This is a genomic window from Pseudovibrio sp. Ad5 (assembly GCF_001623095.1).
Lineage (GTDB): Bacteria > Pseudomonadota > Alphaproteobacteria > Rhizobiales > Stappiaceae > Pseudovibrio.
The window spans coordinates 69851-89241 of the sequence record NZ_LMCH01000063.1; the positions used below are offsets into that span (position 1 = coordinate 69851).

At 52.3% G+C, this 19391-nt stretch carries 23 protein-coding genes; 13 read left to right on the forward strand and 10 right to left on the reverse strand.

Annotated elements, in window-relative coordinates; all coding sequences use genetic code 11:
* Positions 1–97: 97 nt before the first annotated feature.
* The gene (locus PsAD5_RS20030; RefSeq protein WP_063293388.1) at positions 98–892 is read left to right on the forward strand and encodes a FadR/GntR family transcriptional regulator; all 795 of its coding nucleotides are present in this window, start codon (positions 98–100) and stop codon (positions 890–892) included.
* Between the two features lie 41 nt (positions 893–933).
* Entirely contained in the window at positions 934–2145 is a 1212-nt protein-coding gene (locus tag PsAD5_RS20035; RefSeq protein WP_063293389.1) for a mandelate racemase/muconate lactonizing enzyme family protein, read from the forward strand.
* Positions 2146–2238: 93 nt separating this feature from the next.
* Here the strand turns inward: PsAD5_RS20035 and PsAD5_RS20040 are convergent, their stop codons facing one another.
* From PsAD5_RS20040 to PsAD5_RS20050, 3 genes are all read right to left on the reverse strand, one after another.
* Positions 2239–2469, reverse strand: coding sequence for a tautomerase family protein (locus PsAD5_RS20040; protein WP_063293390.1), 231 nt, complete (start codon positions 2467–2469; stop codon positions 2239–2241).
* Positions 2470–2519: 50 nt separating this feature from the next.
* A complete protein-coding gene (locus tag PsAD5_RS20045) occupies positions 2520–3059 on the reverse strand; it encodes a pyridoxamine 5'-phosphate oxidase family protein (RefSeq protein ID WP_063293391.1) in 540 nt (179 codons plus the stop codon).
* 206 nt (positions 3060–3265) lie between these two features.
* Positions 3266–3730 (reverse strand): DUF1348 family protein, encoded by a 465-nt coding sequence (locus PsAD5_RS20050; protein ID WP_063287541.1) that lies wholly within the window; start codon positions 3728–3730, stop codon positions 3266–3268.
* Positions 3731–3940: 210 nt separating this feature from the next.
* Between PsAD5_RS20050 and PsAD5_RS20055 the strand changes: the two genes are divergently transcribed.
* Both PsAD5_RS20055 and PsAD5_RS20060 read left to right on the forward strand, forming a co-directional pair.
* On the forward strand, positions 3941–4501 hold the full coding sequence (locus tag PsAD5_RS20055; RefSeq protein WP_063293392.1) for a TetR/AcrR family transcriptional regulator: 561 nt from the start codon (positions 3941–3943) through the stop codon (positions 4499–4501).
* 220 nt (positions 4502–4721) lie between these two features.
* Positions 4722–5513, forward strand: a complete 792-nt coding sequence (locus tag PsAD5_RS20060; protein WP_063293393.1) for a cyclase family protein — start codon at positions 4722–4724, stop codon at positions 5511–5513.
* A gap of 51 nt (positions 5514–5564) precedes the next feature.
* Here PsAD5_RS20060 and PsAD5_RS20065 read toward each other — a convergent pair whose 3' ends face one another.
* Entirely contained in the window at positions 5565–6014 is a 450-nt protein-coding gene (locus PsAD5_RS20065) for a VOC family protein (protein WP_063293394.1), read from the reverse strand.
* Between the two features lie 7 nt (positions 6015–6021).
* Complete coding sequence (locus tag PsAD5_RS20070) at positions 6022–6867, reverse strand: alpha/beta fold hydrolase (RefSeq protein ID WP_084406015.1); 846 nt, start codon at positions 6865–6867, stop codon at positions 6022–6024.
* Positions 6868–7010: 143 nt separating this feature from the next.
* Between PsAD5_RS20070 and PsAD5_RS20075 the strand changes: the two genes are divergently transcribed.
* From PsAD5_RS20075 to PsAD5_RS20085, 3 genes are all read left to right on the forward strand, one after another.
* Positions 7011–7325, forward strand: a complete 315-nt coding sequence (locus tag PsAD5_RS20075; RefSeq protein WP_063293395.1) for an ArsR/SmtB family transcription factor — start codon at positions 7011–7013, stop codon at positions 7323–7325.
* 133 nt (positions 7326–7458) lie between these two features.
* Positions 7459–8661 carry an MFS transporter gene (locus tag PsAD5_RS20080; RefSeq protein WP_063293396.1) on the forward strand — a complete coding sequence of 401 codons (1203 nt, stop codon included), beginning with the start codon at positions 7459–7461 and terminating at the stop codon, positions 8659–8661.
* 159 nt (positions 8662–8820) lie between these two features.
* Positions 8821–9885 carry a YeiH family protein gene (locus PsAD5_RS20085; RefSeq protein WP_063293397.1) on the forward strand — a complete coding sequence of 355 codons (1065 nt, stop codon included), beginning with the start codon at positions 8821–8823 and terminating at the stop codon, positions 9883–9885.
* Here the strand turns inward: PsAD5_RS20085 and PsAD5_RS20090 are convergent.
* Positions 9869–10315 (reverse strand): hypothetical protein, encoded by a 447-nt coding sequence (locus PsAD5_RS20090; protein WP_063293398.1) that lies wholly within the window; start codon positions 10313–10315, stop codon positions 9869–9871. The two genes, PsAD5_RS20085 and PsAD5_RS20090, sit on opposite strands and share 17 nt — an antisense overlap.
* 260 nt (positions 10316–10575) lie before the next feature.
* Between PsAD5_RS20090 and PsAD5_RS20100 the strand changes: the two genes are divergently transcribed.
* The 6 genes from PsAD5_RS20100 to PsAD5_RS20120 all read left to right on the forward strand — a co-directional run bounded on the left by PsAD5_RS20100 (position 10576) and on the right by PsAD5_RS20120 (position 15235).
* On the forward strand, positions 10576–11685 hold the full coding sequence (locus tag PsAD5_RS20100) for an S-(hydroxymethyl)glutathione dehydrogenase/class III alcohol dehydrogenase (protein ID WP_057461388.1): 1110 nt from the start codon (positions 10576–10578) through the stop codon (positions 11683–11685).
* Between the two features lie 129 nt (positions 11686–11814).
* Entirely contained in the window at positions 11815–12651 is an 837-nt protein-coding gene (fghA, locus tag PsAD5_RS20105; RefSeq protein WP_063293400.1) for an S-formylglutathione hydrolase, read from the forward strand.
* 116 nt (positions 12652–12767) lie between these two features.
* Entirely contained in the window at positions 12768–13058 is a 291-nt protein-coding gene (locus tag PsAD5_RS20110) for an SCP2 sterol-binding domain-containing protein (RefSeq protein WP_057461386.1), read from the forward strand.
* A 269-nt stretch (positions 13059–13327) separates the two neighbouring features.
* On the forward strand, positions 13328–14182 hold the full coding sequence (locus PsAD5_RS20115) for a class I SAM-dependent DNA methyltransferase (RefSeq protein ID WP_063293401.1): 855 nt from the start codon (positions 13328–13330) through the stop codon (positions 14180–14182).
* Between the two features lie 252 nt (positions 14183–14434).
* Positions 14435–14593 carry a hypothetical protein gene (locus PsAD5_RS28085; protein ID WP_161831198.1) on the forward strand — a complete coding sequence of 53 codons (159 nt, stop codon included), beginning with the start codon at positions 14435–14437 and terminating at the stop codon, positions 14591–14593.
* Positions 14594–15235, forward strand: coding sequence for a LysE family translocator (locus tag PsAD5_RS20120; protein ID WP_063293402.1), 642 nt, complete (start codon positions 14594–14596; stop codon positions 15233–15235).
* Between the two features lie 32 nt (positions 15236–15267).
* Here the strand turns inward: PsAD5_RS20120 and PsAD5_RS20125 are convergent, their stop codons facing one another.
* The 4 genes from PsAD5_RS20125 to PsAD5_RS20140 all read right to left on the reverse strand — a co-directional run bounded on the left by PsAD5_RS20125 (position 15268) and on the right by PsAD5_RS20140 (position 19316).
* The gene (locus tag PsAD5_RS20125; RefSeq protein ID WP_063293403.1) at positions 15268–16302 is read right to left on the reverse strand and encodes an agmatine deiminase family protein; all 1035 of its coding nucleotides are present in this window, start codon (positions 16300–16302) and stop codon (positions 15268–15270) included.
* Between the two features lie 148 nt (positions 16303–16450).
* Entirely contained in the window at positions 16451–18160 is a 1710-nt protein-coding gene (locus PsAD5_RS20130; RefSeq protein WP_063293404.1) for a methyl-accepting chemotaxis protein, read from the reverse strand.
* A 282-nt stretch (positions 18161–18442) separates the two neighbouring features.
* Complete coding sequence (locus PsAD5_RS20135) at positions 18443–18949, reverse strand: SRPBCC family protein (protein ID WP_063293405.1); 507 nt, start codon at positions 18947–18949, stop codon at positions 18443–18445.
* A gap of 13 nt (positions 18950–18962) precedes the next feature.
* Complete coding sequence (locus PsAD5_RS20140; protein WP_057461380.1) at positions 18963–19316, reverse strand: ArsR/SmtB family transcription factor; 354 nt, start codon at positions 19314–19316, stop codon at positions 18963–18965.
* Positions 19317–19391: the final 75 nt, after the last annotated feature.

A 19391-nucleotide genomic window follows, 5' to 3' on the forward strand; every position in this document is an offset into this window, starting at 1 on the left:
GCGTGTTGACATCTAAGTAGTCAGTCATATTTAATTGTATGTCAGACATGGATAGGCTCGTCTTATCTTTCTGCTCTTTTGATGAGGCTGATGCGTGATGGTATCGACATACACTCAGGATCTGCGAGATCAGATCACCGAGGAACTGGCTCGGCAGTTGTTCTCTGCTGAGCTCAAGCCCGGTGACTTTCTGCCCAAGGAACTTGAGCTCACGGACCAGTTTGGTGTGAGCCGCGCCACCATGCGCAGCGCTCTGGCAACTTTCACCAATCACGGCATCATTGAGCGCATTTCCGGCTTTGGCACACGCGTCAAAGACTATCAGGAATGGAACATCCTCTCCCCGCAAGTGGCCACGTGGATCGCGCAGTATGGTGGCAACACACTGATTTTCGCGCGGGAGATCTTCCGTTTCCGCACGTCTGTTGAACCGTTCATCGCCATGGAAGCCGCGCGCCGGGCCACCGCTAAGGATCTTATGAAGATAGAAGCGGCTTGGAACGGCATGTATGCGGCCATGCAGAAGGACGACCTGACCTATCGCGGCAAGCACTTCCAGCAATATGACATTCAGTTTCATGAGGCGATTTATCAGGCGACCCATAATCTGGTCTGGGTGCAGATTGGGCGCAGCACCATGCCAGCGGTGTTTGTCTTGATCAAGAAAACCACGGAAGCTGCCAGCGAACTCAGTGACAGCCTGGAACGCCACCGCCACCTTCTGGAAGCCATTCGCCTGCGGGATGCGGAGGCGGCTCGTAAAGCATCTGTCCGCATTATTGACCGCGCGGCCTATGATCTTGATCTGGATGAACTGAACGAAGAGACGCGCGAGAATTCACTGGCCAACGTCGTGATGCAAAATGAGCGTGACCGCCTCGCCTCTGACTGAGCTGCAATCTTCTTCCCCAACTCCTTTCTCCGAGACACAACATGAAAATCACCGGCATTGAAACCATCAATCTCAAAGAATATCGCAATGTAACCTGGGTGCGCGTGCATACGGATGCGGGTAGCTTTGGTCTGGGCGAGACCTTTTATGGCTCAGATGCGGTTTGCGGGTTCATCCACGAAACGCTGGGTCAAGAACTGATAGGCCGGGATCCAACCCAGATTGATGCCATCTCTCGCCTATTGCTCAACCCCATTTGCGGATTCAACTCCACGGGAGCTGAAATGCGGGCCGCCTCTGCCATTGATATCGCGCTGTGGGACCTTGCGGGCAAAACCCTCGGCGTACCCGTGCATCAGCTGCTGGGTGGCAGAAGCCGCGACAAGATCCGTGCTTACAACACCTGTGCAGGCTATGAGTATGTGAAGGACAAGCAGGTCAACACCACAGAAGACTGGAGCACGGATTCAGTCTCTGAAGGCCCCTATGAGGATCTGGAGGCTTTCCTCTCCGAGGCGGGCACTCTGGCAAAGAGCCTGCTGGATATGGGCTTTCGCGGTATGAAGATCTGGCCGTTTGATCAGTTCGCAGTCAAAACCAACGGCACCTACATCTCGCCGGAAGATCTGGAGGCCGGTCTGCGCCCGTTCAAGCAAATTCGTGAGGCTGTTGGGGATGCCATGGACATCCATGTGGAGCTGCACAGCGTGTGGAACCTGCCTATGGCCGAAAAGATTGCTCGTGCGCTGAAGCCTTACAACGTGTTCTGGCTGGAAGACCCGATCAAGATGACCAACGTGGACGCACTGGCTGAATACGCCCGACGTGCTGAGACTTGGGTCACCGCCAGCGAAAACCTGGCCACCCGCTGGTCTTTCCGCGAGCTGTTTGAAAAGCGGGCCACGGATGTCTGCATGCTGGATATCGGTTGGTGCGGCGGCCTGACAGAAGCCAAGAAGATCGCCACCATGGCAGAAACCTACGAGTTGCCCGTCGCGCCGCATGATTGCACCGGGCCGGGGCTTCTGACCGCTGCCGTGCACCTTTCCATAAACCTACCCAATGCGCTGGTTCAGGAGATGGTGCGGGCATTCTACTTCGGCTGGTACAGCGAATTGATGGAAGGCCTGCCAGTATTCGAAAATGGCTACCTGCTCGCCCCCACCGCACCGGGTTTGGGCATCGCGCTCTCCCCAAAGGTCTTTGAACGCAGCGACGCAACCATCCGGATGACGGGCTCAAAGAACAGTTAGATTGTGCATGGCATGACTGTGGGCGCCCGCTGGACATTAAGTCTGTCCTGCGGGCTTTCACCCGTTGTGCTTATTACATGCTGGTCTGTGAGCTTACTCGTTGACTTCCTGAAGTGGTTTCTCACCCACTGCAATCTCAGGAATGGTATCTGTCAGCAGTTTTCCAGCCACTGCAATATTATCATACGAATGTTCCTCAAGATGAATCACGAGGTGGTCTCTGGCTAAACCTGTTGTGGTGCAAAATGCTTCGGTTAAAGCTGCAACACAGGCAGCTTTCTTTTCGCGGCTAAGACGAGGGGAATAAACAACAATATGAGGCATGGCTTGTACTCCTTAAAATCAAGGCACTTTGAAGTATAAGGCACCCGATTTTAAAGTGCTACAGAAGCACGCTTGGGAATATGTCTTGGGCAATCCCACTCAAGTGCTTTTGTTTTAATAGTAATCGCGCGCTCAGGATCGGCCTTATAGTTTGCAGGCATGAGATCCATCACAAACTCCCGGTCTTCCTCAAGGGAGGTAATCTGTGCCTCACCCCAGATTTTGAGCCTCTGCTGTGTTTCATAGTCCACCAGTATGAGAGACACGCGGGCGTTTTGAGAGATGTTTCCAGCACTGAGATATTGCCGGTTGCCGCGATAGTCGGCATACGCAAAATGCTGGTCATCCAGCACCCTCAGAAAACCTCTTGGCCCGCCTTTAAACTGCACATACGGCCAACCAGTCTGTGAGAGTGTTGAGAGGTAGAACCCATCCATACGGCTGATGAATGCGGCGTGGTCTGGTTCAATCTGATGACCCGTCAACTCCTCCCCTTCCAGAAATGTAGCGTAGGCTTCTTTGGTGCCATAGCGGTCCTGAAAAGATTGAGCAGCAGGCGTAAAGGCAATCTGGGCAAAGGCTTTGGGCATGAAAACTCCCGAGATATCTGATGAATATCTTTGAATATGGGAGCTGGAACAGAAAATGCGACGGTCCTTTGGGTAGAAGGAGCCGTCGCATTGCTCTGGGGGGAGCGGGAGGAACTGGGCAAGTCCGCAGTGTTCTGAAAAGGCCAAGTCGATGGGGCCGTGCTCGGCACTTTAAGCGGATGGACGCATTCCTCCGGTGGAGCTCGTTATAAGTTCATTTCGGACAGACCCGGGTGGTGATCCGGGCGGCGGCCAAAGGGCCAGGCAAACAGGCGTTCGTTTTCGTTGATCTCCGTATCCGTGATGCAGGTGATCCGCTTCTTCATCAAGCCTTTGGTGTCAAATTCCCAGTTCTCGTTGCCGCAAGAGCGGAACCACTTGTTGTGTATGGTGCGCCATTCGCTGACAATGCGAATTGAGAAACGGTTTTGATTATAACTCCAAAGCTCTTTGATGTGGCGATAGTGGAGCTGGGTTTTCCATTTGGCGGAAAGGAACCCCATAATCTGTGGCCGGCCTTCGATCGTCTGGTTCCGGTCATGCCACATGCAATCGCGAGACAGGTTTCGGATAACAATTGTCGGGCAGCGTGAGTTCCACGCATCCTCCGCAGCTCTTACCTTTGCGAGTGCCGCATCTTCCGTCAGGGGGCGCATAGATAAGTTGAGCATATTGTTACCTCTTATTGTTTACTGATCGGTACAGTTGCTGATCGCTAAGGTGTACCGATCTGTTCATTTGGTCAATTCACCAAATCGCGAGGTGTGTGATGCCCGTCACGAGACTAAGCAAAGCCCTTTGATTTTGCGGCTAAAATGAATTCCCTTGTTCGGCCATATTTTTTTCGTTATATGTACTGATCAGTAAACCCAGAGGTTGGTATGCGCAAAAATAAACGAGATGAACTCGTACAACAGGCGATGGAAACCTTCTACAGAAACGGATTTCACGCAACAGGCATGGATATGCTGGTGGCAGAATCCGGCATCTCCAAAACCTCCATGTACAAGCATTTCAAAAGCAAGGACGAACTGATCCTTGCTGCGCTGAAGCTGCGTGAGGAGCAGTTTCACAACTGGTCTGCACAGCGGGTTGCTGAGCTGGCGAGCGAACCCAGAGATCAACTGCTTGCGCTGTTTGATGTGCTGGATGAGTGGTTCAAAGAAGACACCTTCAAAAGCTGCATGTTCATCAAAGCCAGCTCGGAATACCCGGAACCTGACCACCCCATTCACCAGCAAACCGTTGAACAGCGAAATGCCATGTACGAGGGTGTGCTGACACTGGTTGAAGCAGCTGCTCTGAAAAATCCGGAAGCGTTGGCGCGGCAACTGCTTATGCTGCAGGAAGGCGCGATCATTACCGCGCATTTTGGCAACAGCAAAGACCCGGCAGGCGAAGCTAAAGTCGCAGCCAAAGCGTTGATTGACGCTGCTTCCTGACAGCCTTGATCCGCAAAATCTAGTAGTCTCCTCCCAAGACGAAAAAGACGGTTTGAGTACTATGTGGTCCCAGGCATGCGACCTTGCATCTGCAAGACTTACTCCGCGGAAAATATTTGCGTATACATATGAATGTGTTTAGCGTGGTCTCTGAGAAATCTTACGGGACGGTTAGTTTCTCATATTAAAAACGTCCACTTTCTGGGAGGGAGAAAGAGGGATGCTGACCAAAAGCATATTGGAAGACCTTGGCACAAAACTGATTACTGGAGATGTGGAGGTGATTGACCTTTCTGGTCGATTGGGGCCAGAAACTCCCATTTTACAACTGCCACCTGACTTTGCCAAAAACACGCCGAAAGTGGAGATTCATAAGATCTCTGAGTATGATGCGGACGGTCCGTTCTTTGCGTGGAACTGGATGAAATTGGGTGAACACTCCGGCACACATTTTGATGCGCCGCATCACTGGATTACCGGAAAAGACTATGCAGATGGATATACCGACACCATCTCACCGCAGCATTTTGTGGCGCCTGTCAACGTGATTGATTGCTCCGCCGAGACTGCTGCAAACCCGGATTTCCTGCTGACGGCTGACCGTGTGAAGGAGTGGGAAGCTGAGCATGGATCAATCAATGCTGGTGAATGGGTTGTCATGCGCAGCGATTGGTATCATCGCAACACCGATGAAGCGAAGTTTCTCAATGTAGATGAGAATGGACCGCACTCACCGGGGCCAACCGTTGATTGCATTGAGTATATCCTCTCCAAAGGCATTCTCGGCTGGGGTAATGAGTGTATTGGCACAGATGCGGGATGTGCCGGAGGGATGGAACCGCCCTACCCTGCGCACAATCTGCTGCACGCTGCCAACCGCTACGGCCTTGCCAGCCTCGCCAATCTGGACAAACTACCCCCAAAAGGCGCCATCCTGATCGCCGCTCCACTCAAGATCGCCGATGGAACCGGCAGCCCCATTCGTGCACTCGCACTGGTTTCTGCGAGCTAGCGCAATACTGTGAAACGCGCTGATTGGCAGTGGCTTGAAGGTTGCTGCCGGTCAGTTTGCATCTTGAGAAAAAGGTTGTTCCAGCTCGAGAATGTTGCCTTCGGGGTCTCGTAGGTAGATGATCAGGTGTGGTTTGTTAGGTGTGCCGAAATCTGTAATCTCACCCAACTGGCTCCCACCAGCTGCGATGGTTTCAGCGCGAGTTGAGTGGATGTCTGGCACCTGAAACGAAAGATGACCGAAGCCGGGTTCGTTTACTTGTGGTGAGTCCCGATCCAGCATGACCTTATGCTGATGAAGTTCCAGAAAAGGCGTGTCACACTCTGGAAACTTCAGCCATATCGAGAGAATTTCGGAGTTCGGCAACCCATTGCCATTGGAGACTTTCTTCCCAGATAGCACTTTTGGGGGCCGCAGGTATTCGCAGCTGAAGACCCGTTGGTAAAACGCGGCAAGCGCCTTTGCGTCTTTTGCGACAAGGTTGATGTGCGTCAGTTTCATATCGCAATTACCGTAGTTGTTCCAAAATGCGTGTGATGGCCTCGATCACATAGCGCGGTTTGTCTTTCATCACGTTATGTCCGCTGCCTTTGGCAAACAGGCTGCTGCGGTTTGGGGAGGCCGCGACGAAATTTGCGTGGGCCATGCGCATTTGGCTGACGATCGTCTCGTCCTGCACCCATGATGTTTCTGCGAGGATGTCGATGACAGGCAGATGCTCAGGAATGCTCACCGTGCGCATGCGTTTCGCTGTGGTTGGGTAGGCTTTCACCACCGGAATGATTGCTTTTGCCAGCTCAGGTGCTGCTTTTTCGAGTGCCTCGAAGCGCGGTGTGTATTCGGCAAGGACGTAATCGGCCAGCTGCAGGCTCATATCCGCCGGGATGCCTGCATCTACAAAAACAAGACCTTTCACCTGCACCATATTCTCAGCCAGTAGGCTTGCGATATAGCCGCCATAGGAGTGGGCAACGAGGATGATAGGACCGCTTACACCGTGTGTCGTCAGTGCTGCTTGCAAATCTTCAGCTTCGCCTTCAACGGTGTACGGCCCTTCCCATAACGGGCTATTGCCTAAACCGGCGCGGTCATAGATCACGGTTTGAGCACCCACCTTGCGCAAGTGTGGTTCAATGCCTTTCCAAACCGAGGCATCATTTCCATTCCCACTGATGAAGATGATGGTTGGGCTACCCTCCCCTTTAGCTTCCAGCCATAACGGAGCCGACAAAGCTGCGGTTGAGAAGAGAACCGCGAGGAAAGCGCAGCAGATGTAAGAGAGTATCTGGCGGAGTATCAGCACAACAGCAACTTTCTTGAAACTAAAAATCTTAGAGCAATACGGCCATAACATCGCATTTTCCGGGTTGTTTCAATGGTGTTGTGAAAGCTTGAGATGAGGAGAGTGCATGTCCCTCTCCAACGCGGATCCTTGAATATAGTTGATAAGCTATATTGTAATGTTGCTATATAGCCTGTTGCCTATATGTTATTTACATGAGCTTGATTGAAATCCTTAAAACTCTCGCCAATGAGAACAGGTTGACCATTCTGGAGTGGCTTCAGGACCCTGAGGCGCATTTTCCGCCGCAGAAGCATGGCGACCTGATTGAGCATGGGGTTTGTCTGGGAGCAATCGCTCGAAAACTCGGCATTTCTCAGCCCACAGCAACCAACCATATGAAGGTGCTGGTGAATGCCGGTCTGGTGACGCTCACGCGCAACAGCAACTGGGTGTATTTCCGCGTAAACAAGGAGACTGTTTCTCGCTTTTTGGATGATCTTCAAACCAAGATCGCCCCACAAAAATAACTCGCTGACGCAACCTGCAAGCTGATCCTCTTACGCTGATGGCCTTCTCCCACCTTCCCTGATCTTCAGCGGATTGCTCTTGTGCCGCGAGCCCTACTATTCGTTCCTCATCCAATTATGACTGGAATACAGAGTGAAAAGCTCCGTTTTTGTGTTCTTTGGCTCCATGTTTGGTTCTCGTTTAGGAGACCAACTGCTGCTTTTCGTCGTTCCTCTTGTTGTCTTCCAAACCACTGGCAGTGTGTCGCTTTCCGGCCTTGCTTTTGCGGCTGAAACGCTGCCGCGCATTCTGTGCTTTCCCGTCTGCGGAATTCTAGCGGACCGTTTTTCTCCCGTCACATTGATCCGCATTTCTCAGGCAGGCCGCTCACTGGTCTGTGCCCTTGGCCTTGTTGGCCAATACTTTATGCCCCATGTGGGCTGGATTGTTGCCATTGCGGCCCTTTCAGGCGTGCTTACCACGCAAGGGTTCATGGCTCGCGAAGTGATGCTGCCGCAAATCTTCAAAGACGTGACCTTCACCAAAGTGCAATCCTACGCGCAAAGTGTTGACCAGATTTGCATCGTGTTGGGGCCGGTTATTGCCGCGGCTCTGTTCAACGTGTTCGGCTGGGAAATTGTCGTGGTCATGTCAGGTGCACTGTTTGTCAGTGCCGATGCGCTCATCTCCATCTGGCGCCGTCTCAGTGACGTGGAGTTGAAAGAGGCCAAGCCGCTGGATGGGCATTGGACCAAGCCATTCCGTATTGCGCTCAATCATCTGTTTTACCTGCCGGGGTTGAAGCGCATTGTGGCGCTCACTGCGCTGGTCAATCTGGTCTTCGGTGTCACACTGGCAACCTCTGCCAGTATGGTCACCGGCCTTTATGAGCAGTCCGAGGAATTCTACGCGCTGCTGCAATCCGTTGGGGCGATTGTCACCTTCGCGGTTTTGCTGGTTACAGGTGCGAGCCGCCTGAAGCTGACTCATATCGGCATTATCTCATACAGCGGGTTGGTTGTTGGCGGTGTGATCACCGGGTTCACGAGCAACTACTGGATTTACCTGTTGGGGTACTGCGTGATCCTTGGCTTTGACAGCATGTTTAACGTCTACATCCGCAGTGCACGGCAGAAGATCATTCCGCCGGAAGATTATGGTAAGACGGTTGGTGTGATCATCCTGTTCAACAACTTCACTCTGCCACTCTCCGGCTTGTTTGTTGGTCTGGTTACTTCCGTTGAATATACGGGATGGCTGGTGCTTGCCCTCACTGCGTTCATTGCGTGTGCGGGACTGGCACTCAGCCTTGTTGGCGTCTCTGTGCAGCAAGCAAAGGTTAGCGAAACACAATAGGCTCCCGCCAAACAGTCAGGCCACGCCCCCTGAATTGCCATGGGGTGTGGCGGTTTCTTTGGCTGGCGTAACCACTTCACCATGCAGCATCCGTATGGTGTCTGAAGTGCTTCTTAACTGAAGCACTGGGGACCAAAGGCACTTGCAAGGGTGAGTTTTATGCCAGCCGACTCCAGCCTGCCAGATCAACCGGAAAGCTCTGGCCCGTTCTTCTCCAAGTGGATGAAAGAGGGCCGTGAGATCATTCCCGGCCTTATCATTGCGACAGTGATCGCCATTGCTGCGCGTTATATCTCCGAGCATCAGGGCGGGCCGGTGATGCTTTACGCCCTGCTCATCGGCATGGCCGTGCATTCTATTTATGAGGATGGAAACTGTCAGGCAGGCCTGAGTTTTGCGGCTAAAAAGGTGCTGCGACTGGGCGTGATCCTGCTTGGTCTACGCGTCTCCTTTGCACAGATCCTTGCGCTCGGTTGGCAAACGCTGGCTCTGGTGATCCTCTCGGTGCTGGCCATGCTGTTTGTTGGCCTTGTAGTGGCTCGCTTACTCGGACGCTCCGCCAGTTTTGGATTGCTGACGGGAGGCGCTGTTGGCATTTGCGGAGCATCTGCAGCGCTGGCGATTTCCACCGTATTGCCAAACTCCAAGGAAAACGAGCAGAACACGCTGTTCACTGTCATTGCCGTAACAGCCCTCTCAACCCTCGCGATGATCCTTTACCCCAGTATCGGACAGATGTTCGGCCTCACCGATGTGCAGCTCGGCATCTTCTTTGGCGCCACAATTCATGATGTGGCGCAGGTGGTGGGTGCTGGGTTTGCTGTGTCAGACAGCGCAGGTGAAATCGGCACCGTGGTCAAGCTGATGCGAGTGATGATGTTGCTTCCGGTGATTTTCATCATCTCGGTATGGTCCGCCAAGTGGCTGCATACCAAAAGCAACGCCACAACGACTGCTCTTCAGACCAAAGCCCCTGTCCCCTATTTCGCCTTCGGGTTCGCAGCACTGGTTGTGGTGAACTCACTGGGCTGGATACCCGAGACACCGCGCCTGATCCTCGTCGATGCCTCCACCTGGTGCCTCGTCATCGCGATCTCGGCACTTGGAGTCATGACCACCCTGAAAACCCTCGTCAGCCTCGGCCATCAGCACCTGTTCGTCATTGTCACCGAAACACTACTGCTGCTTGGCGGGATCGTTCTGGCGATCAAGTATCTGCTTTAGAGCGTTTTGGAATGCGTTGCCAGTAGACGAATGCGTAACCTACGGTGCAGGCTATAGCGAGGAAGATGAGAAAACTGTCCAACATCGTAACTGACGGCATTGCGATGACGGGCATGAGCAAAATGGCTGTGCTGGTGCCAGCAAGATAGCTGATGAGGGTGGCGCCAACGGGGAGCCTGAGCCGTGTTCTTCTGAGGAAGAGGTGAAAGACAATAGCAGCCGGTAGAGCGGGCCCTGCAATGAAAGGGATGATCGTTGTGAGCGGGATCCTGTCTTGCAGGATATACAACATCACAAAGCCGATTGGTGGGAAGATTGCAAGTAGGTAGAAGGCGAGACAAGCCGTGATGCCTGCGAGTGTCAGCGCAAAAAGATAAACCGGATACCCGCGCGAAAACTCGAGAATCTTGCTCTTTGTCATGCCACTCATATTTTTCTCCTGAAGACAACAAAGCAATGATTGAATTGCGCAATGACGTCCACTCTGTGCACTCAAATATGTTGTTTGTTACTAACTTTAGTCTCTACGCAAAACTCCTGAATTCGCTGATGCAATTCGGGGTTCTGCGCGTTATAAGTTACTGGTGCAAGTTTAGGGGTGACACGCGGGAGGTGTGCGCCGCTTTAATCAATTTTGGGGAGGTCCCGCCACATCCGGCGGGTCTATAACAAGACGTATAGGTTCACAATATGGATACACGCGCCGCTGTTGCTTATAAAGCCGGAGCCCCTCTTTCCATCGAGACAGTTCAGCTGGACGGCCCGAAGCCTTTTGAGGTTCTGGTTGAAATCATGGCAACAGGTATCTGTCACACAGACGCCTTCACCCTGTCCGGTGATGACCCGGAAGGTCTGTTCCCGGCCATCTTAGGCCATGAAGGCGCAGGCATTGTGCGCGAAGTGGGCAAAGGCGTTACCTCGCTGAAGCCGGGCGATCATGTGATCCCGCTTTACACACCGGAATGCCGCGAGTGTGAGTACTGCCTTAACCCGAAGACCAACCTGTGTCAGTCCATCCGCTCCACACAGGGTGCAGGCGTAATGCCAGACGGGTCCAGCCGCTTCTCCATCAATGGTGAAAAGATTCACCACTACATGGGCACCAGTACCTTCTCCAACTTCACCGTTCTGCCTGAGATTTCTCTGGCGAAGATCCGCAAGGATGCGCCGTTTGATAAGGTTTGCTACATCGGTTGTGGTGTGACCACAGGTGTTGGCGCCGTGATCAACACAGCAAAGGCTGAGCCAGGCTGTAAGGCTATTGTGTTTGGTCTTGGCGGTATTGGTCTTAACGTTGTGCAGGGCCTGCGTCTGATCGGTGCTGACCAGATTGTTGGTGTTGACCTCAACCCAGGCAAAAAGGCGCTTGCAGAACAATACGGCATGACTGACTTCGTCAACCCGAAGGAAGTTGAAGGCGATCTGGTTCCTTACCTTGTTGATCTGACGGGCGGCGGTGCGGATTACACGTTTGAGTGTATCGGCCACCCAACCACCATGCGTCAGGCGCTTGAGTGCAGCCACAAAGGCTGGGGCGAAAGCATCATCATCGGTGTTGCTGGCGCAGGTCAGGAAATCTCCACCCGTCCATTCCAGCTGGTGACTGGTCGTTCCTGGAGAGGCACAGCCTTCGGTGGCGCGCGTGGTCGTACGGATGTGCCGAAGATCGTGGACTGGTACATGGATGGCAAGATCGACATTGACCACATGATCACCCACACCATGCCGCTGGATGAGATCAACACTGCGTTTGATCTGATGCATGAAGGCAAGTCCATCCGTTCGGTTGTGACGTTCTAAGCCATACTCTGGGTTTTCGTATTGATAAGGTCTAAGCGGACATCTGCTCTGCTTAGGCCTTCATTTTAATGCGTATTCTTATCCGAAAACCGGAACCGCTTTTCGGGAGTACGCTGTGAGAGAGCTATTATGATTGAGCTGATCCAAAGCTGGCGCTGTTTTGATGGCGAGCAGCGCGTTTATCGCCACGATAGTAAAGCCACCGGTACGCCAATGGAATTTGCGGTGTTTCTGCCGCGCCGTGCGCTGAATGGCGAAGAGTGCCCTACCCTGATGTTCCTCTCCGGTCTGACCTGTACCTGGGAAAACATGGTCTCCAAAGCTGGCAGCCAGCGTGCAGCAGCAGAGATGGGCATGATCATCGTTGCACCGGATACGTCTCCACGTGGTGACGATGTGGCGGATAATGATGGCTGGGACATGGGCAAAAGCGCTGGCTTTTACCTGAACGCAACGCAGGAGCCTTGGGCCAGGCACTACCGCATGGAAGAGTACATCACGCAGGAGCTGCCGGAGATCTTGGAGGAACACTTCCCGATTGATCTGAGCGCTATGGGCCTGACGGGTCACTCCATGGGTGGTCATGGCGCGTTGACGCTAGCGTTGAAGAACCCGGGCCTGTTCAAGAGCGTGTCTGCATTCGCGCCAATTGTGAACCCAATCAACTGCCCGTGGGGTGAGAAAGCCTTCTCAGGTTACCTCGGTGAAGATCGCTCCTCATGGGCAAATTATGATGCCTGTGAGTTGGTCAAGTCTCGCGGCTGGAAAGGCCGTATCCTGATCGATCAGGGCTCTGCCGATGGGTTCTTGGAAGAACAGCTGAAGCCTTGGGTCTTTGAAAAGGTTTGCCGTGACGAAGGCGTTGACCTGACTCTGCGCATGCATGGTGGCTACGATCACAGCTACTATTGCATTGCCTCCTTTATGCAAGACCATATTGCCTGGCACTATGACGAATTGGTTTAGTGGTTAACCTATACTAGACCATTGAGGCGCTTGTAGTTTGCAGGCAATAGGGTTAGGTAGCTGCAACAATTGGGAGGGTCCTGCCCGCCCTAAACAGAAAACAGCCAGAGGAACAGATGTCCGAATTCATCCAGAAGATCGTAACCGGGATCAACGGCAAACTTGATGGCGTCGATATGTCAAAATCGATTGCGCTCAACATCAAGGATGAGGGCTTCATCATCGTCGACGAGAACGGCGCGCGCGCAGAAGAAGCAGAGGCTGATTGCACAATCTCTTGCTCTGCGAAGACCTTCAAAGGCTTGGTGGATGGTTCCGTCAACCCGATGACAGCTGTGATGATGGGCAAGATCAAGATCGGCGGCGACAAGATGGTCGCCATGAGCCTTGGCAAAATCCTCGGCTAAGCAAATATGGCGTCAGTCCGCGTTATTGTGGACTGGCGCCTCCGCCTCAACGCGAATACATTCCCGCCTTCTCAAGGCTCTTAGAGCCTCTTCAAATTCTATTCTAAAATTGCGATATGGCCAAGTTTCCTTGTGAGATCAAAAGCATGGAACAGTGGCAGCCAATCGCACACTGATTACAGTTTTCGGAAGATCAACTGGACTGTGCGGATAGGTAATTAAGTGTTTTATGGCTCACTGCGCTCTAATAAAACCAGAGAGCTGTAGTCATGAAAAACGGTATTGACGACGAAAATCAGTTTGATCCGGTTGCAGATATTCTTTCCAGTTTTTTTGAGCTCAACAACGCTTTAGACTTGGAAGCTGCAGGCAAATTTGATGAAGCAGCAGAGGCCTTTGAGCACATTCTGCGCAATGATCCAGATGATAGTGTTGGTGCTTCACTTCATCTGGCAGCTATTGGCAAAGGCAATGTCCCCAGCTGTATGCCCGAGGCCCATGTGCTGATGCTGTTTGGCCAAATGTCTGAGACTTATGACAAAAGGCTGCTGGATGGCCTGAAGTACGCCCTCCCTGAAAAAGTTAAGGAGAGAATGGCTACGCTTGAGGTTGGACCCTTCAAGCGAATGCTGGACCTTGGTTGTGGAACAGGACTTTGCTGTGAGGTGCTCAAGGATCAGGTCACTCACAAAATTGGTTTAGACCTTTCTGCGGAGATGCTTGAGAAAGCAAGAGAGAAAGAGATTTATGATGTCTTGCATGAAGGCGAGATCACTCAATTTCTGAAGCAAAGCCGCCATGAGCCCTGGGACCTTGTGATCTCTACAGATGTCATTCCATACAATGGGACTTTGGACGAGATGTTTTTAAATATCGCCCGAAACATGGCTCCCGGTGGTATTTTCCTCTTTTCAACGGAGACCCAGCCGGAAGAGGCATTTGGCGGCCAACCTTATCTTATGGGAAAGTACTGTCGCTATGCCCATTCGCAGGATTACCTTGAGAACCTGCTGAAGCAGAACAATCTCGAACTCCTTGATCGCACTGAAATGGTCCTACGTTTGGAACAAGGACATCCAATCGCCGGTCAGCTGGTGATTGCAAAGAAAAAAGACCCGGAATAGCCGCTAAAACTCTTTAGCAGTGAACAGTAGTGCGGAAACCAAAGAGTATTATTCGGGCAAGTATAGATAAGGATACTCTGAACCTCCCTTCCGCTGTTCTATGAAGGCTTGAAAAAAGACCGTCTCCAAGCCATGCTCGACGCAGGAGACGTGGATGCTGCTCAGATTTCGACACTGCAAGATTTAGTAGATGACACCCTGATTATTGAGGGTGAACATGAATAGTGTCTTTCCATTTTGGGGGACGTGTTCATGGGCCATATTGTCAGGCTCCTGAAAAAGGAAGAAGGCCAAAAAGTTATTGATGACTACATCCATGAAGGTTTTAAAATTGGAGAGGCGATTCAAACAGGTGTGATCAGTCACGACAACACCGCGAACAATCGCCAGAATGTTATTGAAAGAATTTAAATGAGTGCAGACCAACTCATCCTGTATTGCATAGCTATTTTTTCTGTGTCGATCATCCCCGGCCCCAGCATGGCGCTTGCATTTGCTGAGGGCGCCCGGGGAGGCGTGAACGGTGTTGTTCCGCCCGCACTGGGGAATGTCACCGCCTCTTTAGGGCAAGCGTTAATTGCCTTTTTCGCCTTCCGCTCCGTGGTGTCGCTGGAACCTCGGGTTCTGCTCACAGTGCAGGCGGTTGGAGCGCTGTATATCGCCTATATCGGCTACATCTTTATTCGCCACGGCAGGAGCTTTCGGTTGGATACTGCAGGACCGGAAAAACAGCTTTCCAAAGCGACAGAGGGATTTCAGACTGGATTTCTCATTGCCTTCTTCAACCCAAAAGCGATCCTGTTTTTTGTGGCGTTGTTTCCGCAATTCGTTAACAGCGAAATTGTAGCAAGCGTTGGGGCGTTGAGCTCTGTTTTTCTGCCCATCGGCCTGATCGCTCTGATCTGCTTTCTGGCCTACGGTTTTCTGGGACAGCTCTCACTTCAGGTCTTTGATGAAAGCAAGGTGTTCAACTGGGTCGTGCCAGGGTTAGGTGGCTTTTTGCTGCTAACAGCGACACTGGGCCTTCTGGATGCAATCAACCAGATTTTCTGAGTGCAGCAGAGCAGTGCCCCGTGTTTGCTGACTTAATCTCTCAGAATTGCCTGCGCTGCTTTGCCTTTCAGCTGAAGGGTGAGGCAACGCACTGAACCGCCCAGCTTGCAAACCTTTTTGGCTGGCACCGGAATAACCGTCTTGCTGGTGTTGGCTTGGATGGTCTCTAAGACATCATCGCTGTTCTGGTCGCCAAAATGCGGCATGTAGATGAATTTGCTGGTCATCGTCGCGTTGACGTTGACCCCGCAGGCGCTGGACAGATCCTCCTCATTCCACATGGCGTCCACTTCAACAATCTTGATGCCTGGAAAAGATGCCTCCAGTTCCTCGGTGATCTCGGTCCTCATGGGGGCGTCATAGCGGTTGAGGATGATGGTGTTGTCTTCCGCAAACATCACCATGCCATCGCTGTGAGCCATCACCTCTTCATCGGGAGGCAAAATCGCGACTTCCTTAGCGTTCAGCAGCTCCTTCAAAACCGCCTTGCCGTCTTCATAGGACAGGTCATTGTCTTCCAGAAAGCGCGTTGTGGTGATCACCCGGCCTGCGTGATTATCAACGATATTACCGCCATCCAATAGGTAATCGGTTTGAGCAAATGTCAGCCCCTTCGCATTGGCAAAGGCATTGAAGCCGCCCTGCATTTCATCTGCGACCGCCTGATCCCCTTCAAAGGTGACAGGGGTATAGCGGAACTGAACTGGTTTGCCTGGGTTGATGACGGTGTAATCCCGCGCCCAAATATGCGGGAGATAGTCATTGATAAGGACCTTATCCGGCACCTTGCCTTTGAAGTAAGACCGCGTCTGTGCATCCACAACGATCCGCACCTCGTCGTTGCCATAAACAGCATTTGCGTAGGCGATATCGAAATCCACAATATCCTGAAACAGCGCTGCATACTCGGGATCATCGTAGGTATCAGCAATGGATGGCGCAGCAATGAGGATCAGGTCCTGATCAGACGCTAAGGCCGCAGTGAAATGACCGCTCGTCAGTAATAAGCTCACGCTCGCAAGCAACGTACAGGCCATTAGCTGGAGTTTCGATTTGAGGTTTTTCATGTTTGCTCCAGCTGGTCTATCAGTGCCTCACTTGTAAAAACAGGTGAGTGAACGGGCGATGATCATTTCGTTTGAATGTAAAAGGCCCTGCATCACCAATGGAATGCAGGGCCTCTTCAAGTCATTATGCTCCTAAGAGGCATAGTGCTTAGGCGGCGCGAATATCATCCATAAAGGAGTTGATGGTTTTGCGCAGTAGCGCTGCGTTGGATGCAACTGCCTGCGATGCGTCAAGCACCTGAGAGGCCGCTTCTTGTGTTTCCGTTACTTTCACTGACACCTCGCTCACGTTGTGTGCTGCGCTGCGAGTACCCTGTGCTGCCATCTGAACGTTCTCGCTGATCTCCATCGTCGCGGATCCCTGTTGTTCAACAGCATTGGCGATGGAAGTGGCGTGTTTGTTCACTTCGCTCATGGTGTCGCTGATGCCAACAATGGCTTCCACGGTTTCCTTGGAGGAGTTCTGGATGCCTGAGATCTGCGCAGAGATTTCCTCGGTTGCCTTGGAGGTCTGGGTTGCCAGCTCCTTCACCTCGGAGGCCACAACTGCAAAGCCTTTGCCCATCTCACCAGCACGTGCTGCTTCAATGGTTGCGTTGAGCGCCAGCAGGTTGGTCTGCTCTGCAATATCGCGGATGAGGTTGACGACTTCGCCGATCTTTTGCGCAGCACTGTCAAGCGCCTGAACCTTCTGGCTGCTTTCTTCTGCGCCACTGGTTGCGGCACCCACCACACGGTTGGTCTCACCCAACTGGCGGCTGATCTCTTCAATGGAGGCGCTCAGCTCTTCAGCTGCGGTCGCAACCGTCTGCACATTGGCTGAGGCTTCTTCGGAGGCATCACGAGCGGAGTTGGAACGCAGAGCAGAATCCTCTGCAATGCCGGTCAGGCGGGTGGCGGTGTGTTCCATTTCCGCAGAACGCTGATCCACACTCTGCAGTGCTTGCGTGACTTCGGCACCAAACTGGCTCAACAGGTTCTCGATGCGGCTCTGACGTTCCTCGCGAGCACCGGATTCATCATCGCTTTGCTCTTGCAGGCGAATACGCTCTACGTTGTTCTGGCGCAGAACTTCGATCGCTTGCGCCATTTCGCCAATCTCATCAGAGCGGGTGGAATACGCAATTTGGATGTCCATCTTGTTCTCGGATAAATCACGCAGGGCCTTCGTCATCACAGGAATCGGCTTCAGCATGAACTTGAAGCCGAAGTAGGCCATCAAAACAAGAACAAGCCCCAGCCCAAGCGCGGCGTAAAGCAGGTTCCAGGTGACGTTATCAACCTGCGCTTCAATGTGGGATTTTTCAACGCCTACATAAAGAATACCAATCACGCGATTGTTGCTGTCAAAGATTGGTTGGTACAGGGTGTAATAGGCCATGCCGAGGATGTCGGCTTCACCGCGGAAGGTCTTGCCGGACTTGATAATTGGATAAACACTGCCAGTCTTGCCGAGTGGTGTATCGACGGCGCGTTCGCCCTTTTTGTTTTTGATGTTGGTGGTTTTGCGCCAGTAATCCTGGGTCGCGTCATCCCACACAAAAACAGTTGCGGTCTCGCCAGTCAGATGCCCAATCTGGTCAACAAGATCGTTCCCTGAAAAGCTCAGAGGATCATTTGTGATGATTTTGGCAACATTAGAATTGTGATCCAACTTCACGGTTGCTGATGGGAGTTCCTGCTGGAACTGTGCAGCCGCGATGCGAAGATTGATATTGTGACGTTTGTCCACCTCATCGCTCAGCGTACCCCAGAGTAACAGGTCTGCGGCCAGCACAAGAACACCGATTGTTACGACAATGGCAAATGAAACGGTTGAAGCTATTTTGGTGGTCAGGTTAATTCCGGAAAAGTGCATAAGTGCCCCGTTGCTATTCTTATTTTCCGCTGCGGGTATTTTCTGAGAATACCACTGTTAGTTTTAGGGGTATGGTGCACTTACTAATAACAAATTAAATTTTGAACTATTCCGCTCGGTAATATGCAAAAATATAATGAGAGAAAATACTTATATTATTTCCGATAGGGCACATTTCTGCGCATAAGCTGTTGCCTGAGGGGGAGAATGCGACAATCCGCGCAAGAAAAAACCCCGCCTCCAAGGGAGAGGTCGGGGCTGAGGAGAGGTCTCCACCACAACTTACGTCGCCAAACTTGCCTGAAGCTCGGCGAGCAGTTCTTCCAGTAGGCCCATACCGGCATTCCAGCCCTGGTTCATGCCGCCGATGGCTGCCTCGAAGCAGGCGATCTCGGCCTCTGTGGCGTCATGGGGAACCCATGTGAGGCGCATTTTGGTCTGGTCGCCGTCTTGATCAAAGGTAACGGTGGTCAGCAATACACGAGGCCAGTCCTGCATCATCGGGCTGGCAATCACATTCCAATCAGCGTCAGAGGTTGCATGCAGCCATACCAGTTTTGAAGGTTTTGAGACCTCTGTATATTCAACGCGTTGGAAGTTGGAATTGTCTCCCCACTTCATCTCATGAAGCCACAGGCCACCTTGTTTGACGTCCAGCTGGTGGACGATGCTTTCCACGTTGGGGCCGTACCAGCGCGAAATAAGATCCGGCTCCGTCCATGTGCGCCAAACCAGCTCGCGCGGGGCGTTAAAGGTGCGTTCCAGTACATAGGTTGGTAGTTCACTCATTCCAATTCCCTCCTCAACTCTCGGATTTCTTCAATTCCTCCAGAAGGTCATCCAGCTGATCAAAGCTGGATGACCAGAACTTGCTAAATTCTTCCAGCCATTTAACCGCCTCACGCATGGGCTCGGCTTTGAGCCGTGCCGGGCGGCGTTGCTTGTCTATAGCGCGTTCAACCAACCCTGCCCGTTCCAGAACCTTCAGATGCTTTGAGACGGCAGGTTGGCTCATGCAAAATGGCTCAGCCAGCTCGTTGACCGATGCGTCTCCATTGGCGAGCCGGGTCAGGATTGCACGGCGCGTTGGATCGGCCAGTGCTGCAAACACGGCATCAAGGTTTTCTGGTTGGGGTGTCTGGTTCACCTGTTGCATAACCGTATGGTTATATAATAATTGAAATTGGTCAAGCCCAAAGTCTTGAGAGTGTGTCAGGGCAAAAGAAAACCC